The sequence below is a fragment of the Pseudomonas sp. TE36184 genome (genome assembly GCF_054060055.1).
Genome location: NZ_JBSSCU010000001.1, coordinates 139,190 through 160,202 on the forward strand (window position 1 = coordinate 139,190; position 21,013 = coordinate 160,202).

Sequence of the window (21,013 nt, forward strand, 5' to 3'; positions counted from 1 at the left end):
TTGACGCCAGTCTTCGTCGTCATCGACGGTGGTGATTACCTTGAAAGCACCTTGCACTGGGCCTCACAGATATTATGTCCGGCCCGGACGAAATCCCCTCCGCGAATCAAGGCCGCCATACCGGCGACAGCTGTTCATCAAGGGCCCAATGCGATTGGCCGGGCCTCAGGCAAACACCGCCGACCCAGCGTTCATGGCTGGCGTGGTCCAGCCAATAAGCATCGCCGCCCAGCGCGGTGTGCCCCAGCGCTGTCAGCGCCAGCATCCGCCGAGGCCATTCAAGATGGGCCTCGGTTTCCGTCAACAAAGGATGCTCGCCGTCGATCAACGGCCGCAGCAGTGCATGGAACATCATGTCGCCGAGGAACGGCAGCGGTTCGCGCTTGGCCATCAACTCGGCATACACGCGCCCGAACGCTACCGGCCCGGCTTCGGCGATGTAGGCCAGGGACAGGCGTTCGGTCAGTGACAAACCATCCTGACTGCCGGGCAACTCCTGCAACTGGCGCAGTAAAGCGCGTGCAAGAAAGGGCAGCGCCGTGTGCGTCCCGTGGGCCAGTTCCGCCCACTGCACGGGGGAACTGGCGCAATACGCCGACCACGCCTGTTTGGCCAACTGCACCGCCTCGTCATCGATCAGGCGCCGCTGCGGCCATAACCACGCCAGTACATCGGGGGCCAGTTGGCCAATGCCAATAAAGCGTTCTACCCCCGGGATGCGGTCCACCTCGATCAGCTCCAGCTTGCGCGGTGCCTGGTCAAGAGCGGCCAGGGCGCGGATCAGGAACAGTTGGTCATACGCATCCGCCTCGCACCACAGCACGCTGTGTTCGGCGCTGGCCAAGGTTTCCAGTTGGTTGTATTCGTCGGCGACACGGCGCGCCACATCCGCTTCGCCCAGGGCAAAGGCGTGACTGATGAACGCGCTGCGCATGGCGCGGAATGCCTCGCGGGGCAGGTCGCGAACCGGGCCCATGCACAGCGGGTCGGTGAGCATCTGGAAGTGCCCCTTGAACCCCGCCAGTTGCAGGCTGTGGGCAATGTCGTTGCCACAGCGCCAATGGCTGGTGCGGGCTTCATCGCTGGCGGCGAAATCGGGATGGCGGGCGGCGAAGTCGATGGCGTCGACATGGGCCTTGAGCTGCGGCCAACTGCTGAAACCCAGCTGCTTGGCGATCTGCCATTGCGCCTGGGACAAGGTGGCGTCGGGGTTTTCGCTTTTCAGGCGCGGCAACAGTTCCTTGGCGCGCTTGCGCTGCTGCTCAAGGTTGAGACGGCCATCAGTGGTCGAGGATACGCGGCGTTGCGACATACGAGCTCCTTGCACACACCTTTTCCGCTTTAAGGTTGGGAGTCGTAGAAATGATTGAGTGCTTCACTGTCTTGGGCGCAGCCCTTTCCGCGGAAGGTGGCGTAGATAGCGCCAGGCGGCAAATATAGGCAGGGCAGGGGGTGATTGCAAGGCGCCCGCCACGGGACCGGTCGCCATCGCTTGAACTTTTGCTATGAAAAGCCTGCGCGCCTGCTTCACCATTGCGCCTGACCGAAACATGAGGAGCCTCGCGTCCATGAGCGCACTGATCGAAACCCGCGCCCTGGCGCGCCGGGATGAGCGTCGCCAGGTGGTCTTGCTCCAGCCCACTGACTTCGCCCTGCACCGCGCCGACCGCGTGTCGATCACCGGCGCGTCCGGTTCCGGCAAGAGCGTGTTCCTGCGCGCACTGGCGTTGCTGGACGCGCCCACATCGGGGCAGGTCCTGTGGAATCATCGGCCGATCGCTAACGCAGACATTCCCGAGTACCGCAGCCGCATCTGCTACCTGTCCCAACGCCCGGCGCTGATCGACGGCACCGTGCTGGACAACCTGCGTTTCCCGTTCAGCCTCAAGAGCCTGCGTAAACGTCATTTCGAGCTGGCGACCGTCACCGCGCTGCTGCAGCATGCCGGCAAGTCGCCGGACTTCCTGGCAAAAAATGCCAGTGACCTGTCGGGCGGCGAGTCCCAGGTGGTGGCGTTGATCCGCACCCTGCAGCTCAACCCCGAGGTGCTGTTGCTGGATGAACCCACCGCCGCCCTCGACCCCGCGTCCTCGCGTGATGTCGAAGCGCTGATCGATGCCTGGTTCGCCGATGACCCGACCCGCGCGTATGTCTGGGTGTCCCACGACCTGGAACAGGCCCAACGCATGAGTGACATCCACCTGCACATGAGCGCCGGTGTGCTGAGCGGAGCCACCCAAGCATGAACTACCAGAACCTGACCGCGCTGGACATGGCCATCGCCGCCGCGCTGATCCTGATCAACGGCGCGCTGTCGCTGGCGTTGCGCCTGGGCCTGGAGCGCCAGTTGCTGTGGGCCGCCGTGCGTACCGTGGTGCAACTGCTGGCGATCGGTTACCTGCTGGGCTGGGTGTTCGCGTTTGCCTATTGGTACGTGGTGCTGCCGCTGATGTGCGCGATGACCCTGATTGCCGGCCTGTCGGCGGCGGGGCGCGGGCGGCGCACTTACCGTGGGCAACGGATCGACAGCATCGTGTCGGTGTGGGGTAGTTCGTGGCTGGTCACGGCGGTGGGCTTGTTTGCGGTGATTCGCATCCACCCATGGTACGAGCCGCAGTACGCGATCCCGATCCTCGGCATGATCCTCGGCAATACCCTGACCGGCGTGTCCCTGGGCATCGAGCGCATGACCCAGGAACTGACCTCGGGCCGCAACACCATCGAGATGATCCTCGCCCTCGGCGGCTCACGCTGGGAAGCGGCGCAGGAAGCGATCCGCCAGGCGGTGCGCGCCGGGATGATCCCGACGCTGAACCAGATGGCCGTGGTCGGCATCGTCAGCCTGCCGGGCATGATGACCGGCCAGGTGCTGGCGGGCGAGAGCCCGGTGGACGCGGTGCGCTACCAGATCGTGATCATGTTTCTGATCGCCGCTTCGTCGGCGTTGGGCACGGTCGGCGCGGTGCTGCTCACCTACCGGCGCCTGTTTTCCAGGAGCCATCGGTTTTTGCGCGATCGGCTGCAAGAGCGCTGACGGCCAGGCGATGGACTGTCGGTGATTGTTTCACCGCGTGAAATGCTCGATTGTAAATCCTGGTGATTCCATCGATAGGCGCCACGGCGGAACATGCCTGGCGTCAAGACCCCCACTTCTTTGGAGCCTTTCATGTCCCAGCCTGCGATCAAACTCTATGGTTTCCCCCTGTCCGGCCATTCCCATCGGGTCGAGCTGATGCTGTCGCTGTTGAGTCTGCCCAGCGAATTCATCCTGGTCGACCTCAAGCAAGGCGCGCACAAAACCGCTGAATTCGTCGACACGATCAACCCGTTCGGCCAGGTGCCGGCGATCGATGACAACGGCACCGTACTCGCCGATTCCAACGCGATTCTGCTGTACCTGGCGAGCAAGTACGGCAACGGCCAATGGCTGCCGAGCGACCCGCTGGGGCAGGCGCGTGTGCAGCGCTGGCTGTCGGCCGCCGCCGGTCAGCTCCACGCCGGGCCGGCGACCGCGCGGCTGGCGGTGGTGTTTGGCGCGGATGTCGATACCGTCGCCGCCATCAGCCGCTCCCACGCCTTGTTGCAATTGGTAGAGCAGCAGCTGGGCCGAAGCCGCTTCCTGGTCGGTGAGCAGCCGAGCATTGCCGACATCGCTTTCTACACCTACGTGGCTCACGCGCCGGAAGGCAATGTGTCGCTGGCCGACTACCCTCAAGTACGCGCCTGGCTGGCCAGTATCGAAGCCTTGCCGGGGTTTGTCGGCATGCCACGCACGGCGGTGGGCCTGCAATCACAGTAACCTTCAAGAGGGACACCGATGGACCGCTTTCATGAAATGCAGGTGTTCCTCGCGGTGGCCGAGGAGGAGAGCTTCGCCGCCGCCGCACGCCGCCTGAAAACCTCGCCGCCCAGCGTGACCCGGGCGATTGCCGCGATGGAACAGCGCATCGGCACCCAACTGCTGGCGCGCACCACTCGCAGCCTGCACCTGACCGAAGCCGGCCAGCGCTACCTGGAAGATTGTCGACGCATCCTCGCCGAGCTGAATGAAGCCGAGGAAGCGGCGGCGGGCAGTTATTCCATCCCCTGCGGCCAACTGACCGTGACCGCCCCGGTGCTGTTTGGCGAGCTGTATGTGGCGCCGTTGCTGGGGGCGTACCTCGATCGTTTTCCTCTGGTGAACATCAACGCTTTGCTGGTCGATCGCGTGGTGAACATGATCGACGAAGGTGTCGACGTGGCCGTGCGTATCGGCCATCTGCAGGAGCCGGGGCAACAGGCGATCCAGGTCGGTGAAGTGCGGCGGGTGGTGTGTGCGTCGCCCGGCTATCTCGACCGGCACGGGCGGCCGCAACATCCCACGCAGTTGCGTGAGGCCAAAATCGCTACGTCGTCGGCCAGCCAATTGATCAGCGCATGGCAATTCGTCGACGGCGAGCAGGAACTGACGGTGCCCATCGAGCCGCGCCTGGTGGTCACGGCGAACAACGCCGCGATCAACCTGGCGCGCATCGGCTGGGGCATGACCCGGGTGCTGTCCTATCAAGTGGCGGCGGCGGTGGCGGCCGGTGAACTGGAGATTGTCCTCGACGCGTTCGAGCCCGCGCCGCTGCCGATCCAGGTGGTGTTCCAGAAGGGCGCCCGCGTACCGGCGAAGGTGCAGACCTTCGTCGACTTCCTCACCCAGCATTTCGCGCAGGACCGTGGCCTGAACCCAGCGTCGCAGCGGCCGAACTGATGGAGCGCTATCGCGATATGCAGCTGTTTGCGGCGCTGGCCGGGCAACCGAGCCTGGCGGCGGCGGCGCGCAGCGCCCGGGTGTCCGGCGCGACGCTGGTGCGCGCGTTGGCGCGCTTGGAAGCGCGTCTGCAGGTGGCGTTGCTGCAACGCAGTACGCGGGGCGTCCGCCTCACCGAAGCCGGCCGTGCCTACCTCGCCGACTGTGTCCGCCTGCTGGCGGCCGTGGACGCCGCTGAAGCCTCGGCCAACGGCTCGCATGTGCAGGCCCAGGGCAATCTGCGGGTGTTCCTGCCGTTTCTGTTCAGCCGGTATGTGATGGCGCCGATCCTGGCCGGTTATATGGATCGCCATCCCGATGTTTACCTGACAGCCCGCTACCACGACTATTACCCGAATCTGCACGAAGAGGGGCTGGACGTGGCGATCCTGGTCGGTGCGCTGCCCAACTCGTCGCTGATCGCGCGGCCAGTCGGCCAGGTGCGGCAGGTCCTCTGCGCCAGCCCCGATTACCTTGCGGCCCACGGCGAACCCGCGCACCCGCACGACCTCAAGCAGCATCGCCTGATCGCCAGCGCCGATCAGGTCCACTGGGATTTCCCCCATACCCACCTCAAGGCGCGTACACGCCTGCGCTGCACAACGGTGCAAGGTGCGATCAATGCGGCCGTGCATGGCGCAGGGATCATCCGGTGCCTGAGCTACCCGGTTCACGAGCACCTGGTCAGCGCGCAATTGCGCCGCGTCCTGCCCGCCCACGAGCTGGCGCCGTTGCCGGTCAACGTGGTCTACCGCGAAGGCCGCCAGGCGCCGATGCGCGTGCGCAGTTTTGTCGATCACTGCGTGGCGGCGTTGCGCGAGCATCCGGCATTTCAGTTGGCGTAATGCTCGATTGCCGAACGTGGGTATTCTCTCGCCGCGTGGCGGGGCGCAGCATCTGGCTATCTGACACGAGGTGATCGCCATGAACCTGATCGAACACTCCCCCTGGCACGCCGGCGAACGGCAGATGCAAGCCAGCGCCGGCGCCGCAGAGCGTATGGACATGATTGGCGCCAAGGTGATCCGCGATCATCTGCCCGAGCAACACCGAGGGTTCTATCCGCTGTTGCCGTACCTGATGCTCGGCATGGTGGACGCGCACGGCATGCCCTGGGCGACGATGATCGAAGGCGCGCCGGGGTTTGCCCATTCACCCGACCCGCACACCTTGCAGATCGACAGCCTGCCCGGCAGCGGCGACCCGGCGCGCTCGGCCCTGCAGCCAGGGGCCGCCGTCGGCTTGCTCGGCATCGACCTCGACACGCGCCGCCGCAATCGCCTGAATGGCCGGGTCGGCGCGCTGGATGCCGAGGGGTTTGCGGTCGATGTGGTCCAGACCTTCGGCAATTGCCCCAAATACATCCAACTGCGCCCTGTCGATGGGATCGCCCGCCAACCCGGGGGCGTGGCCGAGCGCAGCAGCCGCCTGGATGACGCCGCGCGCGCAATGATCCGCAACGCCGACACGTTCTTCGTCGCCAGCTATGTGGACATCGACGGCGAACGCTCGGTGGACGTCTCCCATCGCGGCGGCAACCGCGGCTTCGTGCGCGTGGAGGGCGACGTGCTGACCATCCCCGACTTTGCCGGCAACCTGTTCTTCAACACCCTGGGCAACCTGCACGCCAACCCGGTGGCGGGGTTGTTGTTCATCGACTTTGCATCGGGCGACGTGATGCACCTGGCCGGGCACACTTCGTTGATCCTCAACGGCCCCGAGGTGGCGCGGTTCGAGGGCGCGCAGCGGTTGTGGACGGTCACGGTGGAGCAGGTGGTGCGCCGCCCGGCGGCGTTGGCGTTGAGGTGGCGGTTTGCGGAGTTTTCGCCGTACAGCTTGGCGACGGGGCGTTGGTAGGGCTGCGCTGGAAAGCCTGGGGGGTGAGCGGGTGGTCAAACCCTCATCCGTCCCGTACCATTCGCCCCCCTCGCAGTGACGCGAGGCGCAGCGCCAGGATGGCTCATTGCATGTCTTTCCTGTGGCGTCTGCAGCTCCCTTTTTGCCCGCGTTCAGGATTCGACATGTTTTGCTTTTCCAGGCCTTTGGCCTTGCTCTTAATGGCTGCAGCCTTGGCGGGCTGCGGTACCCAGCCCGCGTCGCTGGTCAGTCAGCCGCTGCAACCCGGCCCCGAAGAACCGGTGGCTTATCTTGTGGGCTCCATCGGCCCGCAGAACCTCAAGGCGTCTCCCGCACCCAACCAGCGCCTGTTGTTTCGCAAGCGTGGCTCCGCCTTCGGGGCCGCGGGTATATGGGTCGGTGTCGGGCGGGAAACGCCTCAGGATGTGAAGGACCAGACCGGCGTCGCCAGTGTGTTCGTGCTGCCGCTCAAACCGGGAGATTATGAGTTTTATGATTTCCAGTTCTTCTCCAGCACCTATTCACCCACCCTGGGCACCACTTACACCTCGGTCCAGGCTCGGGAGAAGTTCAACCTGCCGATGCGCCTGCAAGCCGGCAAGGCCTATTACCTCGGTGAATTTCGCTCGCTGTGCCTGGGGGCATCCCTGTGCGCCTTCCGTTGGCGCGACCAGCAAGGTCGCGATGAACCGATCGCGCGACAATCGGTTCCGCGCTTGCCGGCGCTGGAGTTGATACCGCTGGATTATCGCAGCGCCGCCCCGCATATCATCGCGCCGCCGTCTACCGCTGCGGGCCAGAACACCCCTCAAGAGATGCGTCCATGAACCGCGTTATTACCCTGGGCGTCCTGGCGCTGCTGACTGGCTGTGCGGCCACCAATACCCTGCCCGAGCGCGCGTTGCCCGACGGTCAGGACTACCTCAAGCCGATCCATGTCATGGTCGACGACCCGCTGAATGCCGCGCAAATCCGTAACCAGTTACGCGAAACCGGAGTGTTTCGCAGTGTCGAAACCGGCCAAGGCAAGGAAGGGGATTATTCGGTGTTGATCCGCTTCAATAGCCAGCGCGAGTTGCCACCTTTCCCGGTAATTCTGCTGAGTACGGCGACGCTGTTTCTGCTGCCCTTGTCCCAGAGTATCGACACCACCACCGAGTTTTCCCTGCAACAGAATGGAAAGCTGTTGAAGCAATACAGCTATCGCAACGTGACCCACAAATACACTTGGCTGCTCGATGGCAGCGGCGGGATGCAGCAAGAGAACGTAAACCGTATCACCCGCGCCTTTGCCCAGGATGTACAACGTGATGGCCTACTGCCTGTGGAGCACACGCAATGATCAGGATCACCTTAATGGCTGCCGTGCTGTTGCTCGGCGGCTGCGGCACCGCCCTCAAACCCCTGGACTACAAAGCCCAGCGCGCCTATGTGCCGATGAGCGTCACCATGCCGCCGCCCGAATCCCGGTTCGATCAGCAAAAGCAGCGCGAAGTCATCCAGTTGCTGCGTGATACAGGCGCCTTCAGTTTTCTCGACGGTGGTTTCAGCAAGACCGGCTACAGCCTGTTGGTCGACCAGAGTGGCGGTAAAGGGGCCGGAGTGCTCCCCGCAGTACTCGGCGCTCTGACGCTGCTGACCGTGCCAGTGCCCTACACCTACGAGCGGCAATTGCATGGCTCGGTGTTCAAGGACGGTCAACTGCTGAAAACCTATGCCTACAAGCGTGGCGGCTGGACGGCCACGACTTGGTACATCCCCATGACCGAACCGCGCAGCGAGAGTGAAATGCTCGGCGACCTGATGCGAGACCTGGACCGCGATCGCTTGATTCCCTATCAGTGAGCCGGTGAGGGATGTTCGGCGCCGCAGCGGCAACCCCTGCGGCGCCAACAGCGTGTGGCTTTGGCTGTCGTCGAGCGCCAGGGGCGGGCAGGTCAGCGCGACATCGGGATAAACGCCACGCTCCCCCCCGCACGCTGGTGAAACAGCCGCTCGCCATTGTCAGGCTGGGTGGTGATCACCTGATGATCCGCGCCCAGGTAGGCCAAGGGCGTGGGATCGTCCTTGGAGTACTGCGCGATGATAATCGTGTGTTGCGGATCGAAGCGGCGGCCGCTGGTGTGTTCCAGCCAGGTCATGAACGCAGCGCTGTCGCCCTGGCGGGGGAAGTCCTGGGTTTCGGCGACGTAGTAGAACGGCTGACCGCCGTTTTGCAGGTACATCGGCAGTTTGTTGTCGACTTCCACCAGCACCATTTGCCATTGGTTCCATGGCGCGGTCTTCTCGGCTTGAGCTTGCACGTCCTCGACGAAACGCGTCACGCCGCCGTTGCCGTTGGTCCACGGGTACACCACGCCGAGCACCAGCAGCATCAGTGCGGCGGCAATGCCAAAGCCTTTCTGCCAGCGCGGCCAGCTAGCGGTTTTTTTCGCCAGCCGTTCGCTCAGCCACCAGGCTCCCAGCAACTGGGCGAACGGGACCAGCGGCAGCACGTAGTAACTGCGGCGGCTGCCGCTGGCGGTGAAGAACACGAACAGCAGGCCCAGGCCCCATACCAGCCAGCGCACGTTGGGCGGGGTCTGGCGCCAATGCCGCACGGCCAGCCACAGGCCGAGCAACCAGCACGGTGCCCAGGGCAGGGTGTAGGCGGGCAGGTAGATCAGATAGGTGTAGATCGGCCCCATATGGTCGAAGGGGTCGAAGAAACGCACGACGTTTTCGCGGAATACCAGGGCCAGGCCGCTTTCGCCGTAGGTCGGCGCTCCGTAGAAGTGCGACAGCACGAAGGGGATGGCATAGCACCCGGCGGCAATCAACAGGGCCAGCACCAGGCGCAGGTTGAGGTGACGTTTGTAGCGGTGCTCGCTGAGCAGGTGCGGCAGCAGCACCAGGCCCGGCAGCACAAAACCGATCAAACCCTTGAACAGCGAGGTCGCGGCCAACAGCAGGAAAAACACCGTGTAGCGCCACAGCCGTGTGTCATCCGGCCCGCGCCAGTACCACCACACCGCCGCCAGCACACCGCACACCGTGAGCACATCCGCCGTGGCCACGCGCGCCCAGAACAGGAAGTAGAAGGTGGTGGCGAGCATCCACCCGGCAATCAGCCCGGTGCCTTTGCGAAACAGGCGCTCGCCGATCAGGTACACCAGCCAGATGCTCAACCATCCGGCAATCACCGACGACAGGCGCAGCGACCACGGCCCCAGGCCGCCCATCAGGTTGGCGAACCCGCTGATCAGCCAGTAGGAGGGCAAAGGCTTGTCGTAATACGGCGTGCCTTTGAGGTAGGGATCGAAGTAGTCACCGCTTTGCAGCATCTGCACGACGATGTTCGCCCAACGGGTTTCGGGCCCCCATAGGTCGCGACTGCCCAGGCCCAGCAGCAGGAGCAGGGCCGACACGCCCAGCAATAGCAGCAGGGCGCCACGTTCGGTTTTCCAGACACTCATGGACGGTTCCTAGGGGAGTTTTGGATAAATAGTGAGCACCAGGTCGCCCTTGCGATAGCGCTTGCCGCCGGGTGGCAGTTGCCCTTCCTCAAGGTGTTCGCTGGTGCTCCTGACGCGCATCAGCACCCCGACCGCGCCTTGGCGGCGGGCTTCGGCCAGCCACGACTGGACGTCATCCAGCCCGACCTTGCGCTGTACGGTATCTGGGTATTGCAGGCCATATTGCAGCTCGCCTTCGGTGTCATAAAACGCGACATCCGACCGGTTCAGGCGCCACGCCAGCGCTGATGCCGAGCCTAACTCGTTGCTCAGCAGTGCTTGGGTTTGCTGCAGTTCATCCAGGTGTTCAAGCACGAACTGATCGGGCATTTCGTTATTCGATATCCGCGCCGGCATGCCCGCTGGCAGGAGTAGTACCAGCAAGCCGATGCCCAGGGCCGGCGTCGCCCAGAGTGTCAGCGGGCGAAAGGCTTGCAGCAGGTTGGTCAGCACCCAGCCCAGCAGCACAATGAAGGTCAACGACAGGCTGAACATCTCGGCGTGGCTGTTGCCGTACAGCGGGTCGCCGATCTGCAGACAGATCAACGTCACCATCGCGGCCATGCCAAGCACGAAGTTGAGCAGGCCGTTGATGCAGATCGCGCGGGTTTTGCCCTGCTGCATCACATCGATCAAGGCATGCCCCATCAACAACGCCAGCGGTAACAGGCACGGCATGATGTAGGTCGGCAGCTTGCCGCTGCTCAGGCTGAAGAAGCCCAGCGGCAGCAGCATCCACAGGGCGAGAAAGGCCGTCGCCGGTTGGCGCTTTTCTTTCCAGGTCTGGTGCAGCGTGGTCGGTAGCAACCCCGCCCAGGGCAGGCACGAGACGACCATGATCGGCAGGAAGAACCACCACGGCCGCGCATGTTGTGCAGTGCCCGAAGCAAAACGGCGGATGTGCTCGTGCCAGAAGAAGAAATTCCAGTAGTCAGGTTCCTGCACATGGACCGCCCACACCCACGGCAGGCACACCAGGACTGCCACGACGATCGCCAGCGGGCCGTACCGCAGCAACTCACCCAGGCGCCGCTGCCAGAGCATATAAGGTACGGCAATCAGCACCGGCAGCAGCCACGCGAGGAAGCCCTTGGTCATGAAGCCCATCGCGCAGGCCAGCCCCAGCACGGCCCAAGCGCCGAGTCGGGCTCGCGGGGTGCGGCTGTCGAGGGCAAACCACAGCGCTACCAGGCTGAGGTTGACCCAGAAGGTGAACTGCGGATCAAGATTGGAGTAGCCGGCTTGCCCCGCCACCAGGCCGAAGCTCAAGTAGAGCAGGGCGCAGGCGAAGCTTTTGCGCGGGTCGTTCCACAGGCGGCGGGCGATCAGGTAGGCCAGCAGCACGCTCAGGCCGCCGGTCAACGCGGAGGCGATCCGCACACCGAACAGGTTCTGGCCAAACACCGCCTGACCGAGGGCGATCAGCCAGTAGCCGGCGGCGGGTTTTTCAAAATAACGCACGCCCATGAAATGCGGTGCGGTCCAATTGCCGCTCATGAGCATTTCCTGGCTGATCTGGGCGTAGCGGGTTTCGTCGGGTATCCATAGACCGTGCAGGCCCAGGGGCAGGAGATAAAACGCGACGAAGGCCAGTAGCAGTAAGGGAAGGGGTTTGAATCGGGTCATGCGAACGTCGCTCCTTGACGTTTAAGTGTAGGAAAAGGATGTAAGGAAAAAGTGCGATAAAATGTCACAGTGTTCACTAATGGGCTGAAAGTATTCATGACGTCCTTAACTAACAGGCGCAGTTAAACATGCCAGAAGTTGGCTGTCGTTTGGCTGAACATCTGCCTCTTGTGTAGGTAAAAGTGTCTAAAGTTGCTTGAGCGCCTCTGGCCAGTCTCCGCTGTTTATAATGCCCACGGCCTTGAGCTTGCCGTTGCCCAGCACCTTGACGAATAACGCGCTGCCGTATTCGGTGGATTTGGCGTGGGGGTAGCCGAGGTCCCGTTCGATGTCGCTGATGCAGGCGCTGTGAGTAATCAGCATAAAGTTGTGCCCGGGTTGCTTGTGGCTGAGAATTTCCTCACCCATGGCATCGCCGCAGATCGATAGCGGGCTTGGCGACAGTTCGGTCTTGCCAAACATGAACAGCGAGGTCTGGGCGGTGCGGGTGGTCGGGCTGCTGAACACGTCTGTACCCTCCATGCCTAGTATTTTAAAGGCTTTGCCGATTTCGACGGCCTGTTGGGTGCCGTTGATCGTCAGGCCATCGGCGGGGCCGAAGCAAGGATTGGAGGAACGGTCACAGCGTTCTTCATGGCGGACCAGCACCACCAGATTGCCATCGCGCCAATTGGCCAGCAGACCTGAGGTCAGCAGGCGATTGGCCGTGCTCAGGTCCGGTGGCGATACAGGCCAGGCCAGCAAGCCTGTCAGCAATGTGCCGAACAGGGCGAGTGCTGTCGTGCCCAGCCAGAGTTTTTTCAGGCGTTTTGCCCGAGCTTGATACGAACGCGGTTTGGTCAGGGTCAGGTTAACCACACTATTCACCGTGGGGATGTCAGGCAGCTTTTTATTAGTCAGGCACAACCGTTTGACTGGGCCCGTAGTGGAGCAAGAGCCTGTCATACAGTTGCTGTCTTTTTGCTGAAAACTGGAGCGTTAAAAGTTATGTGTGCCGACAACTAATAAGTTGAGCGTTATTGGCGCTTGTTCGGCACTTTATTCGGTGGTCGGTAGGTAACCGGTGAAATGTATGTGAAAAATTTGCGTGGCGAGGGCGGTCAGCCGTTATCCTCGATTGCAGTCCATTGGCGAGCGAGCGTTCCCATGTTGCAAGTGCAAGGTGTCCATAAATGCTACGTCACTGCGCAGGGCCCGCTGACGGTATTGGCCGGGGTTGATCTGCACTTGGCGCAGGGTGGCAGCCTGGCGCTGATGGGCGAGTCCGGCAGCGGGAAAAGCACGCTGCTGCACCTGGTGGCCGGCTTGGATCGTGTCGACGGCGGCAGTATCCGCGTGGGTGAGCAGCGTCTGGATCAGATGAGCGAGCGGCAGTTGGCCGATTGGCGGCGCACTGAGATCGGCCTGGTGTTCCAGCAGTTCAACCTGATCGGCAGCTTGCGCGTCGACGACAACCTGGCGTTCCAGGCGCGCCTGGCGGGGCGCTTTGATCCGCACTGGCAAGCGCAGTTGGTCGAGCGTCTGGGCCTGGGGGATCTGCTCAAGCGCTACCCGGAACAACTCTCCGGCGGCCAGCAGCAACGGGTGGCGGTGGGGCGGGCGCTGGCGTCTCGACCCGGCTTGCTGCTGGCGGACGAACCGACGGGCAATCTGGATGAGGCCACCAGCGATGAAGTGCTGCAACTGCTGCTGGACCTGTTGCGCGACACCCCCACCAGCTTGTTGATGGTCACTCACAGCCCGCGCATTGCCGCACGGCTCGACCGGCAGGTGGTGTTGCACCGCGGCCACGTCCTGCCTGCGGACGTCGGCTGAGATGGCGGTGCTCTATTGGACTTTACGCGCGTTGCTCAGCCACTGGCGGCGCCACCCCGTGCAGTTTTTCAGTGTGCTGACCGGGCTGTGGCTGGCCACCGCGCTGCTGACCGGGGTGCAAGTGCTCAACAGCCAGGCGCGGGACAGCTACGCCCGAGCCAGCCAGTTGATCGGCGGCGAACCCCAGGCCAGCCTCAGCATGCCCGACGGTGCCAGCTTCCCCCAGGCGCTGTTTGCCCAGTTGCGCCGCGCCGGCTGGCCGGTGTCGCCGGTGGTGCAAGGGCGGGTGCAGCTCAAGGGGCATGAGGACCGGCGCCTGCAATTGATGGGCATCGATCCGGTGTCGCTGCCCGGCAGCGGCGCGGTGGCGGGGCAGCGCTTGAGCCAGGCGCAAATGGTCGCATTCTTCGACCCGCCGGGGCGCACCTGGATCGCCCCGCACACCTTGCAGGCACTGGGGTTGCAGGCCGGTGAACGGCCGCTGACGGCCAGCGGGCAAGCCTTGCCGCCGTTGCAGGTTCAAGCGGACATGGCCCCCGGCCTGTTGCTGACCGACATCGGTTTTGCCCAACCGTTGCTGGACATGCCGGGGCGCCTGTCGCGGTTGTTGCTCGACACATCGTTCGCCGCCACCCATCCCACGCCGCCGGCCGGACTGCAACTCAAACAGGCGCAGGACAATAACCTCGCGCGCCTCACCGAAAGCTTTCACCTGAACTTGGATGCGCTGGGTTTTTTATCCTTTGTGGTCGGGCTGTTTATCGTCCATGCCGCCATCGGCCTCGCCCTGGAACAGCGGCGCGGACTGCTGCGCACCTTGCGTGCTTGCGGGGTCAGCGGGCGGATGTTGCTCCTCGGCCTGGGCATGGAACTGGGCGCCCTGGCCCTGCTTGGCGGTGTGCTCGGTGTCGCCAGCGGCTATGTGCTCGCCAGTGTCTTGCTGCCGGATGTGGCCGCCAGCCTGCGCGGCCTGTACGGCGCTGAAGTGCCAGGGCAGTTGAGCCTCAGCCCGTGGTGGTGGCTCGCCGGGTTGGGCCTGAGCCTGCTCGGGGCGTTGCTCGCCGGGGCCGGCAGTGTGTGGCGCGCGGCGCGCTTGCCGTTGCTGGCGCTGGCCAACCCCCAGGCCTGGCATGAGGCCCATGCGCGCTGGTTGCGGCGTCAGGGCCGGGTGGCGAGTGCGGCGTTGCTGATCGCACTGTTGGCGCTATGGTGGGGCAACAGTCTGGCTGCCGGATTTGTGCTGATGGCGGCCTTGCTGCTCGGTGCCGCGTTGGGGCTGCCGGTGCTGCTCAATGCGCTGTTGAAAGCGCTGCTGGGACGCAGCCGCTCGGTGCTCGGGCAGTGGTTTCTCGCCGACTGCCGCCAACAGTTGCCGGCCTTGAGCCTGGCGCTGATGGCGTTGCTGTTGGCGCTGGCGGCCAACATCGGCGCGGGTTCCATGACCTCGGGTTTTCGCCTGACCTTCAGCAATTGGCTGGAACAACGCCTCACCGCCGAGCTGTACCTCAACCCAAGCACCCCGGCCCAGGCCGACCGGTTGAATACCTGGCTCACGCAACAACCGCTGGTGCAGGCGGTGCTGCCCACCTGGCAGGTCGCCGTGCAATTACAGGGCTGGCCGGCGGATGTGTTTGGCGTGGTCGACGCGCCGACCTATCGCCAGCATTGGCCGTTGCTCGAAGCCGTGAGCGCGCCGTGGGACCAGTTGCTGCGCAGTGACACGCTGATGCTCAGCGAGCAACTGGCGCGGCGCTTGAATGTGCAAGTGGGCGACGCCGTCAACATCCCCACGCCCGACGGTGTGTGGTCGCCCCAGGTGGTGGGGATCTACGCCGACTATGGCAACCCCAAGGGCCACGTGCTGGTCAATGCACAGCACCTGTTGGCGCATTGGCCGACGCTGTCGCCGGCGCGCTTCAACCTGCGCGTACTGCCGCAAAACGTGGCGCCGCTGGTGCATGAGGTGCAGCGCGAGTTCACCCTGGACGACAGCCGTATCGTTGACCAACAGACCCTCAAGGGCTGGTCAAGCCAAGTGTTCGAACGCACCTTTGCCGCCACCGCCGCCTTGAACAGCCTGACGCTGGGCGTGGCGGGCGTGGCGCTGTTCATCAGCCTGCTGACCCAGAGCCAAAGCCGCCTCGGCCAACTCGCCCCGCTGTGGGCATTGGGCGTGACGCGCCGGCAATTGATGCTGCTCAACCTGGGACAGACCTGGCTGCTCGCGGTGCTGACGCTGCTGCTGGCGTTGCCCTTGGGGTTGCTGTTGGCGTGGTGCCTGGATGCGGTGATCAATGTGCAGGCGTTTGGCTGGCGCCTGCCGTTGCATATTTTTCCCTGGCAGCTGGCGCAACTGCTGGGGCTGGCGTTGCTGGCCACGTTGCTGGCGTCGGCATGGCCGCTGTGGCAGTTGTACCGCAGTCGCCCGGCGGATTTGCTGAGGACGTTCGCCCATGAAGATTAAGGCGCTGCTGTGCCTCGCTCTGGTGCTGGTGAGCGGCTGTGACAAAGCCCCCGCGCCCGAGGAAAGTTTCGCCGGCCTGGGCAGTGATGCGGCGGATTTTGCCCAGGTGGTGCCCGGCAAGGTCTTCGCTTTTCCCGAGGACCACGGCCCTCACGCCGGTTTTCGCATCGAGTGGTGGTACGTCACCGCCAACCTGCAAGACGCCCAGGGCCATGTGTTCGGCGTGCAATGGACCTTGTTTCGCAATGCCCTCAAGGCCGGGCCGACGCAACCGGGCTGGCACGACTCAACGATCTGGCTCGGCCACGCCGCCGTCACCTCGGCCACCCGGCACTACGCCGCCGAGCGCTACGCCCGTGGCGGCGTCGGCCAGGCCGGGGCCCAGGCCGCGCCGTTCAGTGCGTGGATCGACGACTGGAGCTTCGCCACCCGCCCAGGCGCCGCCGGCCCTTTGGCGGACATGCAGCTCAAGGCCAGCGGTCCGCAATTCGCCTACGACTTGCAACTGACGTCCAGTCGCCCGTTGGTGCTGCAAGGTGACAACGGCTACAGCCGCAAGTCCGACCAAGGCCAGGCCTCGTACTACTACAGCCAGCCGTTTTTCACCGCCAACGGCAGCGTCAGCCTCGACGGCAAGGTCTACCAAGTCACGGGCCCGGCCTGGCTCGACCGCGAGTGGAGCAGCCAACCCCTGGCCGCCGGCCAGACCGGCTGGGACTGGTTTTCCCTGCACCTGGACCGTGGCGAGCAGCTGATGCTGTTTCGCGTAAGGCAAAAGGACGGCACGGGTTATCTCACCGGCACCTGGATCGACCGCGAGGGCCATACCCAAACCCTGCACAACGCCGATATCCAGCTTACGCCACTGGCCACCACTGACATCGACGGGCGACGTATCCCCACACGCTGGTCGCTGAAAATTCCCGGCAAGCAGCTGGATATCACCACCGATGCCGTCAACCCGAAGGCCTGGATGAACCTGAATATTCCGTACTGGGAAGGACCGGTGCAGTTTGAGGGTGGGGTTGGGTATCTGGAGATGACCGGGTATTAGCACTTTTCTGTAGGTGCTGATCCTCTTCTGCGTAGGCGACTTCCCAAATGTGATTTAGCCCCCTCGGACTTGTGCCGGGGCGGTGTTTGCTTGCTTATATTTCGACGCCAACTTCATCGCATCAAGGATGTAAGGCATGGCGCGGGGATACATCAACGACAAGCCAATCAGCTACAGCAGTTTGAAAACCTGGCTGATGGGCCACGGCATGAGCCGCCAGCACTCTGACCATTTTGATGTGTTGAATCATCACCTGCGCCGCGGGTGGGTGACGCCGGGGCGGATGGTGATTGTTCCAGACACCGAGAGCGTCAGTTGCTCCTGGAACGAATCCTGGTGGGTGCGTTATGCCGAGGAAATTGATCGCAACCTGGCGCTGGACGCTGCGGCTGCACAGACGATGATCGATAACTACGACCTGCTGCAGAGCCTTCTGACGTATGGCTCGATAGGTATCGGCAGTGCGACATCGGCGTGGTCGCGACACCTGGATGAAGTCGTGAATACGTTGGAGGAAATCGAACGTCTGCATCAACGCCTGAAAGCCGGCGGGTTGGATCGCCAGGCGTTTATCCGCCAGCGCCAAGTGCTGCTGGCGCTGCTGGGCACGCAACTGCGCGGTGCCGCACGATTTGGCACGGGATTGCGCGGCAATCAATCGCTGAAGAAGGTGCTGGGGATTTCGACCAAAAGCTATCTGAATAAAGGCGAGATCGCCGGGTATGCACAGCGCTTGAAGGCGATTTCGCAGACATCGAAGTGGTTGGGCAAGGGCACTTATGTTGGGCTGGCGCTGGATGTGGGCGCAGCGGGTTTGGAGATCAAGGAGGCGTGTGTAGTGGGGCGGGAGGCGCAGTGTCGGCGGGCGAAGTATGTGGAGATGGGGAGGTTGGCGGGTGGGGTGGCAGGAGCATCCTGGCTCACTGCGGCGGGTGCTGTTGCTACGCGTCGCGCCTGTACGATTTTTTTGGGTATTGCAACTAAAGGCCCCGGAGCACTGACGTGTGGAATTATCGGCGGCGCCGGGGGAGGGTATATAGGAGGAAATGCAGGGGGGGATACCGGTGCATTTCTGGGCGGCAAGATTATAGAGATCGATGGTGTTTTTATCTTTCAACCCGAGGGGGCCTGACTATGGATCTTTTTCTCGTCTTTAGTATTTTACTGTTTATAGGCGCTCTGGTTGGCGTGGGACTTATGTTATACGCAGAGTGCAAAAAGCTCGAAGTGTTGGAAAGCTACTTCAGTGAAAACAAGCTGGTTTGCGATAACAAACGTTTTTGGGGAAGAAATATGCGGGTCGACAGGTTTCAGCGCATGCTCCTGATCAATCAATTGTTAGGAATGCCCAAACTGCATGTAAAGAGGGGCGATGTGACTGAGGCAGAACTGGCTTCAATCCCGATATCCCTCAAGCGTTGGGCACTTTGGCCGTATCGTCTTTCTTTTATTTGGCTGATCGCATCAGTCGTTTGGGGAATTTGGTACCGATGGTAGCTCACCTGTCCTCACCGCCACCTGGATGAACCTGAGTATTCCGTACTGGAAAGGCCGGTGAGGTTTAAGGGGCTCTGGAGATGACCAGGTATTAGCACTTTTCTGTAGGCGCCGATCTTCTTCTGTGTAGGCAACTTCCTAAATGTGATTGAGCCCCCTAGGGCTTGTGTCCGGACAGTATTCGCTTGCCTATATTTCGACGCCAACTTCATTGGTGATTTGATATTCCAGCCAGAGGGGGCTTAACCATGGATTTTTTTCTCGTTTATTCCATTGTGTTGTTTGTTGGGATGTCTGTCGTCTTGGGACTGCTGCTATTTGCCGAATATACAAAACTCGACGAGTTGGAAAGTTACTTCAGTGAAAACGAAGAAGTTCGCAACAACAAGCGCTTTTGGCGACGAAACCAGTGGATCGACAGACAATATCGCATGATGCTGATTTTTGAATACCTTGCAGACTCTAAACGCCATGTGAAAGCCGGTCTTGTGACCGAAGCCGAACTGGCGTCTATTCCTTTAGCGCTCAAACGTTGGGTGTTGTGGCCCTATTACCTTGCGTTCATTTGGGCTATCGCAACGGTCGTTTGGTCGGTTTGGCGCAGGTGGTGCAACGTCATCATCTGAAAGGCACTGCATTTCTTTCAAAAAATACTGTGCATACATACAGTAATATCCTACAGTCCATCCCAGGTGACCGGATGTCACCTGACCTTCAGTTTTTAACTATGGATGGATAAAAAATGAAATCGAAAAAAAACCTTCTGCTGGGTGCAGCCATGGCGGCCTCCTGCTTCGTTTCAGCCTTCGCCCTGGCCGAGCAATACCCTCACCTGGCTGCGCAAGCGCTTCAACCCAACGTCAAACAGGCGTTGAAATCCGGTGCAAAAATCGCCGCCAACAAGGCTCCCACGGCACTGAAACAGCAACTGCGGGCAGGCGCTCAGTCGAAGAAAGCGGTATTCGCCGCGAAGGCCAAGGCCGACTCGGTGGTGGAAGACAACACCGCGCCGGCCCCCGTCACCCAAGTACAGAAAGCCACTGCCAAACAGGCTGCTGCAGTGCAGGCGGCGCTGGTTCAGGGCTGTGAAACCACGCTGGATGTCAACGCGCTCTATACGATCACCGGCGTGCAAACCGGCGACCTGCTGTGCTACCACTTCAACCTGCCGAAGAAGGCCCGGATCAACGCTCTGCTGGTCAGCCAGACGGCGGGCACCGACATGTCGTTGACCTTGTTCCAGGACGACGGCCAGGGCAATCCGCTGCCCTTGGGCACCTCCAATAACCCGGGCACCGCTGATGAGAGCCTTGGCGGCGTGGTGCCGGCCGGTGATTACTACTGGTTCATGGAAGCCAACGCGGCGGTCCAGGGGTCGGGCTTTCAGTTCGGTGTGGCGGTCGATACCAACCTCGACGCCTTCGAACCCAATGACACGCCGGACACCGCCTTCAAACTGCCTGACACGCTGAACTACATCAGTGGCAATGCCGACAGTCTCGATGACGTTGATTACTTCGACTTCACCGCAGTACGTGGCCAGAGCGTGGGGATCGCATTGACTGCCGACGCCGCCAGCGGCAGCGCGCGGGGCAAATGGATACTGGAGCGTTTCGATGGCGCGCAGTGGGTCACCGTGGGCGCGAATGTGCTATCGACCTCGATCCCGAGCCCTGGCGTCGGAGGGGTGGTCAAGGTGCGCGTGCGTCCGAACCAGCACCCGAACGAACCGTGGAGCGCGACGGGCAAATACAACCTGTCGCTGGGTTCCAGCCCGCGGGTGAACAGCCCTGATGTAAAAGGCGAGGCGAACGTGTTGCGCATCCCGTTCTCCGCTTCCAATGTGGGCTATGGCTACATGACCACCCAAGCCTATCGCGATCTGACTTGGACCATGGGCCTGTCGGACAGCACCGGTGCGCCGCTGGTAGGGCTGCATCCGATTGTGTATCTCGATCAGCATATCAACCCGGACACCGGCAATATCGTCTACAAGGCCTACTCGGCAGCCACCGACAGCTCGGGTCAAGCCAGCGGCACGATCAACGTGGGCACGTGCTCCGGTGATTTCCAGACCACTTTTGTCGATTATGCCCAGGGCTACAAAAACACCTGGCGCAGCGACTTTAACTACGGCGTGTGGCGCATGGAAGTACTGGAGTATCCGGGCATCGGTGTCGGTGGTGACAATGTCGAGTACGTCAGCTTCGGCCACTTGTGCAAACAGACGCTGCTCAGCAGCACCAAGAGCTGATGCAGTAAACCGGTAGTACCCAGGGCATACAGGCCGAGCGCCTGTATGCCCTTTTTGCATTATGGCGTCAGCGCCAGTTTCAACGGCACGCGTGCCATGCTCTCGGGCGGTGGCGAATGTGCGAGTTTTTGCTCCAATAGGCGAACCCGCGCTAGGACGGGCTCAGGCGTGAACA

Annotated in this window: 20 protein-coding genes; 16 read left to right on the forward strand and 4 right to left on the reverse strand. The window is 62.5% G+C overall.

Going from position 1 to position 21,013, the window contains the following annotated elements; translation table 11 throughout:
* Positions 1-106: 106 nt before the first annotated feature.
* Positions 107-1,312, reverse strand: a complete 1,206-nt coding sequence (locus ACVWZP_RS00730; RefSeq protein WP_457369280.1) for a DUF1835 domain-containing protein — start codon at positions 1,310-1,312, stop codon at positions 107-109.
* Positions 1,313-1,568: 256 nt separating this feature from the next.
* Between ACVWZP_RS00730 and ACVWZP_RS00735 the strand changes: the two genes are divergently transcribed.
* From ACVWZP_RS00735 to ACVWZP_RS00775, 9 genes are all read left to right on the forward strand, one after another.
* Positions 1,569-2,246, forward strand: a complete 678-nt coding sequence (locus tag ACVWZP_RS00735) for an ABC transporter ATP-binding protein (RefSeq protein ID WP_457369281.1) — start codon at positions 1,569-1,571, stop codon at positions 2,244-2,246.
* A complete protein-coding gene (locus tag ACVWZP_RS00740; protein WP_017847549.1) occupies positions 2,243-3,034 on the forward strand; it encodes an ABC transporter permease in 792 nt (263 codons plus the stop codon). Before ACVWZP_RS00735 ends, ACVWZP_RS00740 begins: the two co-directional genes overlap by 4 nt.
* A gap of 132 nt (positions 3,035-3,166) precedes the next feature.
* Positions 3,167-3,799, forward strand: a complete 633-nt coding sequence (locus ACVWZP_RS00745) for a glutathione S-transferase family protein (RefSeq protein ID WP_046382771.1) — start codon at positions 3,167-3,169, stop codon at positions 3,797-3,799.
* 18 nt (positions 3,800-3,817) lie between these two features.
* Entirely contained in the window at positions 3,818-4,738 is a 921-nt protein-coding gene (locus ACVWZP_RS00750; RefSeq protein ID WP_108524989.1) for a LysR family transcriptional regulator, read from the forward strand.
* Positions 4,738-5,622 (forward strand): LysR substrate-binding domain-containing protein, encoded by an 885-nt coding sequence (locus ACVWZP_RS00755; protein WP_017847546.1) that lies wholly within the window; start codon positions 4,738-4,740, stop codon positions 5,620-5,622. The genes ACVWZP_RS00750 and ACVWZP_RS00755 overlap by 1 nt, the downstream gene beginning before the upstream one ends.
* 79 nt (positions 5,623-5,701) lie before the next feature.
* Positions 5,702-6,634 (forward strand): flavin-nucleotide-binding protein, encoded by a 933-nt coding sequence (locus ACVWZP_RS00760; protein ID WP_457369282.1) that lies wholly within the window; start codon positions 5,702-5,704, stop codon positions 6,632-6,634.
* 200 nt (positions 6,635-6,834) lie between these two features.
* The gene (locus tag ACVWZP_RS00765) at positions 6,835-7,461 is read left to right on the forward strand and encodes a hypothetical protein (RefSeq protein WP_227778682.1); all 627 of its coding nucleotides are present in this window, start codon (positions 6,835-6,837) and stop codon (positions 7,459-7,461) included.
* Complete coding sequence (locus ACVWZP_RS00770; protein WP_104902808.1) at positions 7,458-7,976, forward strand: hypothetical protein; 519 nt, start codon at positions 7,458-7,460, stop codon at positions 7,974-7,976. The genes ACVWZP_RS00765 and ACVWZP_RS00770 overlap by 4 nt, the downstream gene beginning before the upstream one ends.
* The gene (locus tag ACVWZP_RS00775; RefSeq protein WP_079444284.1) at positions 7,973-8,479 is read left to right on the forward strand and encodes a hypothetical protein; all 507 of its coding nucleotides are present in this window, start codon (positions 7,973-7,975) and stop codon (positions 8,477-8,479) included. Before ACVWZP_RS00770 ends, ACVWZP_RS00775 begins: the two co-directional genes overlap by 4 nt.
* 92 nt (positions 8,480-8,571) lie before the next feature.
* Here the strand turns inward: ACVWZP_RS00775 and ACVWZP_RS00780 are convergent, their stop codons facing one another.
* The 3 genes from ACVWZP_RS00780 to pmrG form a co-directional block, all read right to left on the reverse strand.
* The gene (locus tag ACVWZP_RS00780; RefSeq protein WP_079444283.1) at positions 8,572-10,089 is read right to left on the reverse strand and encodes an ArnT family glycosyltransferase; all 1,518 of its coding nucleotides are present in this window, start codon (positions 10,087-10,089) and stop codon (positions 8,572-8,574) included.
* Between the two features lie 9 nt (positions 10,090-10,098).
* A complete protein-coding gene (gene arnT / locus ACVWZP_RS00785) occupies positions 10,099-11,754 on the reverse strand; it encodes a lipid IV(A) 4-amino-4-deoxy-L-arabinosyltransferase (protein WP_457369283.1) in 1,656 nt (551 codons plus the stop codon).
* Between the two features lie 186 nt (positions 11,755-11,940).
* Positions 11,941-12,621, reverse strand: a complete 681-nt coding sequence (gene pmrG / locus ACVWZP_RS00790) for a lipopolysaccharide core heptose(II)-phosphate phosphatase PmrG (protein ID WP_046382778.1) — start codon at positions 12,619-12,621, stop codon at positions 11,941-11,943.
* A gap of 279 nt (positions 12,622-12,900) precedes the next feature.
* Here pmrG and ACVWZP_RS00795 point away from each other — a divergent pair, with 279 nt between their 5' ends.
* The 7 genes from ACVWZP_RS00795 (at position 12,901) to ACVWZP_RS00825 (ending at position 20,838) form a co-directional block, all read left to right on the forward strand.
* Entirely contained in the window at positions 12,901-13,569 is a 669-nt protein-coding gene (locus ACVWZP_RS00795; RefSeq protein WP_017847533.1) for an ABC transporter ATP-binding protein, read from the forward strand.
* Between the two features lies 1 nt (position 13,570).
* The gene (locus ACVWZP_RS00800) at positions 13,571-16,033 is read left to right on the forward strand and encodes an FtsX-like permease family protein (RefSeq protein ID WP_457369284.1); all 2,463 of its coding nucleotides are present in this window, start codon (positions 13,571-13,573) and stop codon (positions 16,031-16,033) included.
* Complete coding sequence (locus ACVWZP_RS00805; RefSeq protein ID WP_457369285.1) at positions 16,023-17,087, forward strand: lipocalin-like domain-containing protein; 1,065 nt, start codon at positions 16,023-16,025, stop codon at positions 17,085-17,087. The genes ACVWZP_RS00800 and ACVWZP_RS00805 overlap by 11 nt, the downstream gene beginning before the upstream one ends.
* Before the next feature lie 136 nt (positions 17,088-17,223).
* Positions 17,224-18,219 carry a hypothetical protein gene (locus ACVWZP_RS00810; protein ID WP_457369286.1) on the forward strand — a complete coding sequence of 332 codons (996 nt, stop codon included), beginning with the start codon at positions 17,224-17,226 and terminating at the stop codon, positions 18,217-18,219.
* Between the two features lie 2 nt (positions 18,220-18,221).
* The gene (locus ACVWZP_RS00815) at positions 18,222-18,584 is read left to right on the forward strand and encodes a hypothetical protein (RefSeq protein ID WP_046382786.1); all 363 of its coding nucleotides are present in this window, start codon (positions 18,222-18,224) and stop codon (positions 18,582-18,584) included.
* 248 nt (positions 18,585-18,832) lie between these two features.
* On the forward strand, positions 18,833-19,210 hold the full coding sequence (locus tag ACVWZP_RS00820) for a hypothetical protein (protein ID WP_017847524.1): 378 nt from the start codon (positions 18,833-18,835) through the stop codon (positions 19,208-19,210).
* Between the two features lie 116 nt (positions 19,211-19,326).
* Complete coding sequence (locus ACVWZP_RS00825; protein WP_457369287.1) at positions 19,327-20,838, forward strand: hypothetical protein; 1,512 nt, start codon at positions 19,327-19,329, stop codon at positions 20,836-20,838.
* Positions 20,839-21,013 lie beyond the last annotated feature (175 nt).

Excerpts from the sequence above, each read along its gene's own strand:
- ACVWZP_RS00730 (WP_457369280.1), bottom strand. The coding sequence starts at position 1,312 with ATGTCGCAACGCCGCGTATCCTCGACCACTGATGGCCGTCTCAACCTT.
- ACVWZP_RS00735 (WP_457369281.1), top strand. The coding sequence starts at position 1,569 with ATGAGCGCACTGATCGAAACCCGCGCCCTGGCGCGCCGGGATGAGCGT.
- ACVWZP_RS00740 (WP_017847549.1), top strand. The coding sequence starts at position 2,243 with ATGAACTACCAGAACCTGACCGCGCTGGACATGGCCATCGCCGCCGCG.
- ACVWZP_RS00745 (WP_046382771.1), top strand. The coding sequence starts at position 3,167 with ATGTCCCAGCCTGCGATCAAACTCTATGGTTTCCCCCTGTCCGGCCAT.
- ACVWZP_RS00750 (WP_108524989.1), top strand. The coding sequence starts at position 3,818 with ATGGACCGCTTTCATGAAATGCAGGTGTTCCTCGCGGTGGCCGAGGAG.
- ACVWZP_RS00755 (WP_017847546.1), top strand. The coding sequence starts at position 4,738 with ATGGAGCGCTATCGCGATATGCAGCTGTTTGCGGCGCTGGCCGGGCAA.
- ACVWZP_RS00760 (WP_457369282.1), top strand. The coding sequence starts at position 5,702 with ATGAACCTGATCGAACACTCCCCCTGGCACGCCGGCGAACGGCAGATG.
- ACVWZP_RS00765 (WP_227778682.1), top strand. The coding sequence starts at position 6,835 with ATGGCTGCAGCCTTGGCGGGCTGCGGTACCCAGCCCGCGTCGCTGGTC.
- ACVWZP_RS00770 (WP_104902808.1), top strand. The coding sequence starts at position 7,458 with ATGAACCGCGTTATTACCCTGGGCGTCCTGGCGCTGCTGACTGGCTGT.
- ACVWZP_RS00775 (WP_079444284.1), top strand. The coding sequence starts at position 7,973 with ATGATCAGGATCACCTTAATGGCTGCCGTGCTGTTGCTCGGCGGCTGC.
- ACVWZP_RS00780 (WP_079444283.1), bottom strand. The coding sequence starts at position 10,089 with ATGAGTGTCTGGAAAACCGAACGTGGCGCCCTGCTGCTATTGCTGGGC.
- arnT (WP_457369283.1), bottom strand. The coding sequence starts at position 11,754 with ATGACCCGATTCAAACCCCTTCCCTTACTGCTACTGGCCTTCGTCGCG.
- ACVWZP_RS00795 (WP_017847533.1), top strand. The coding sequence starts at position 12,901 with ATGTTGCAAGTGCAAGGTGTCCATAAATGCTACGTCACTGCGCAGGGC.
- ACVWZP_RS00800 (WP_457369284.1), top strand. The coding sequence starts at position 13,571 with ATGGCGGTGCTCTATTGGACTTTACGCGCGTTGCTCAGCCACTGGCGG.
- ACVWZP_RS00805 (WP_457369285.1), top strand. The coding sequence starts at position 16,023 with ATGAAGATTAAGGCGCTGCTGTGCCTCGCTCTGGTGCTGGTGAGCGGC.
- ACVWZP_RS00810 (WP_457369286.1), top strand. The coding sequence starts at position 17,224 with ATGGCGCGGGGATACATCAACGACAAGCCAATCAGCTACAGCAGTTTG.
- ACVWZP_RS00815 (WP_046382786.1), top strand. The coding sequence starts at position 18,222 with ATGGATCTTTTTCTCGTCTTTAGTATTTTACTGTTTATAGGCGCTCTG.
- ACVWZP_RS00820 (WP_017847524.1), top strand. The coding sequence starts at position 18,833 with ATGGATTTTTTTCTCGTTTATTCCATTGTGTTGTTTGTTGGGATGTCT.
- ACVWZP_RS00825 (WP_457369287.1), top strand. The coding sequence starts at position 19,327 with ATGAAATCGAAAAAAAACCTTCTGCTGGGTGCAGCCATGGCGGCCTCC.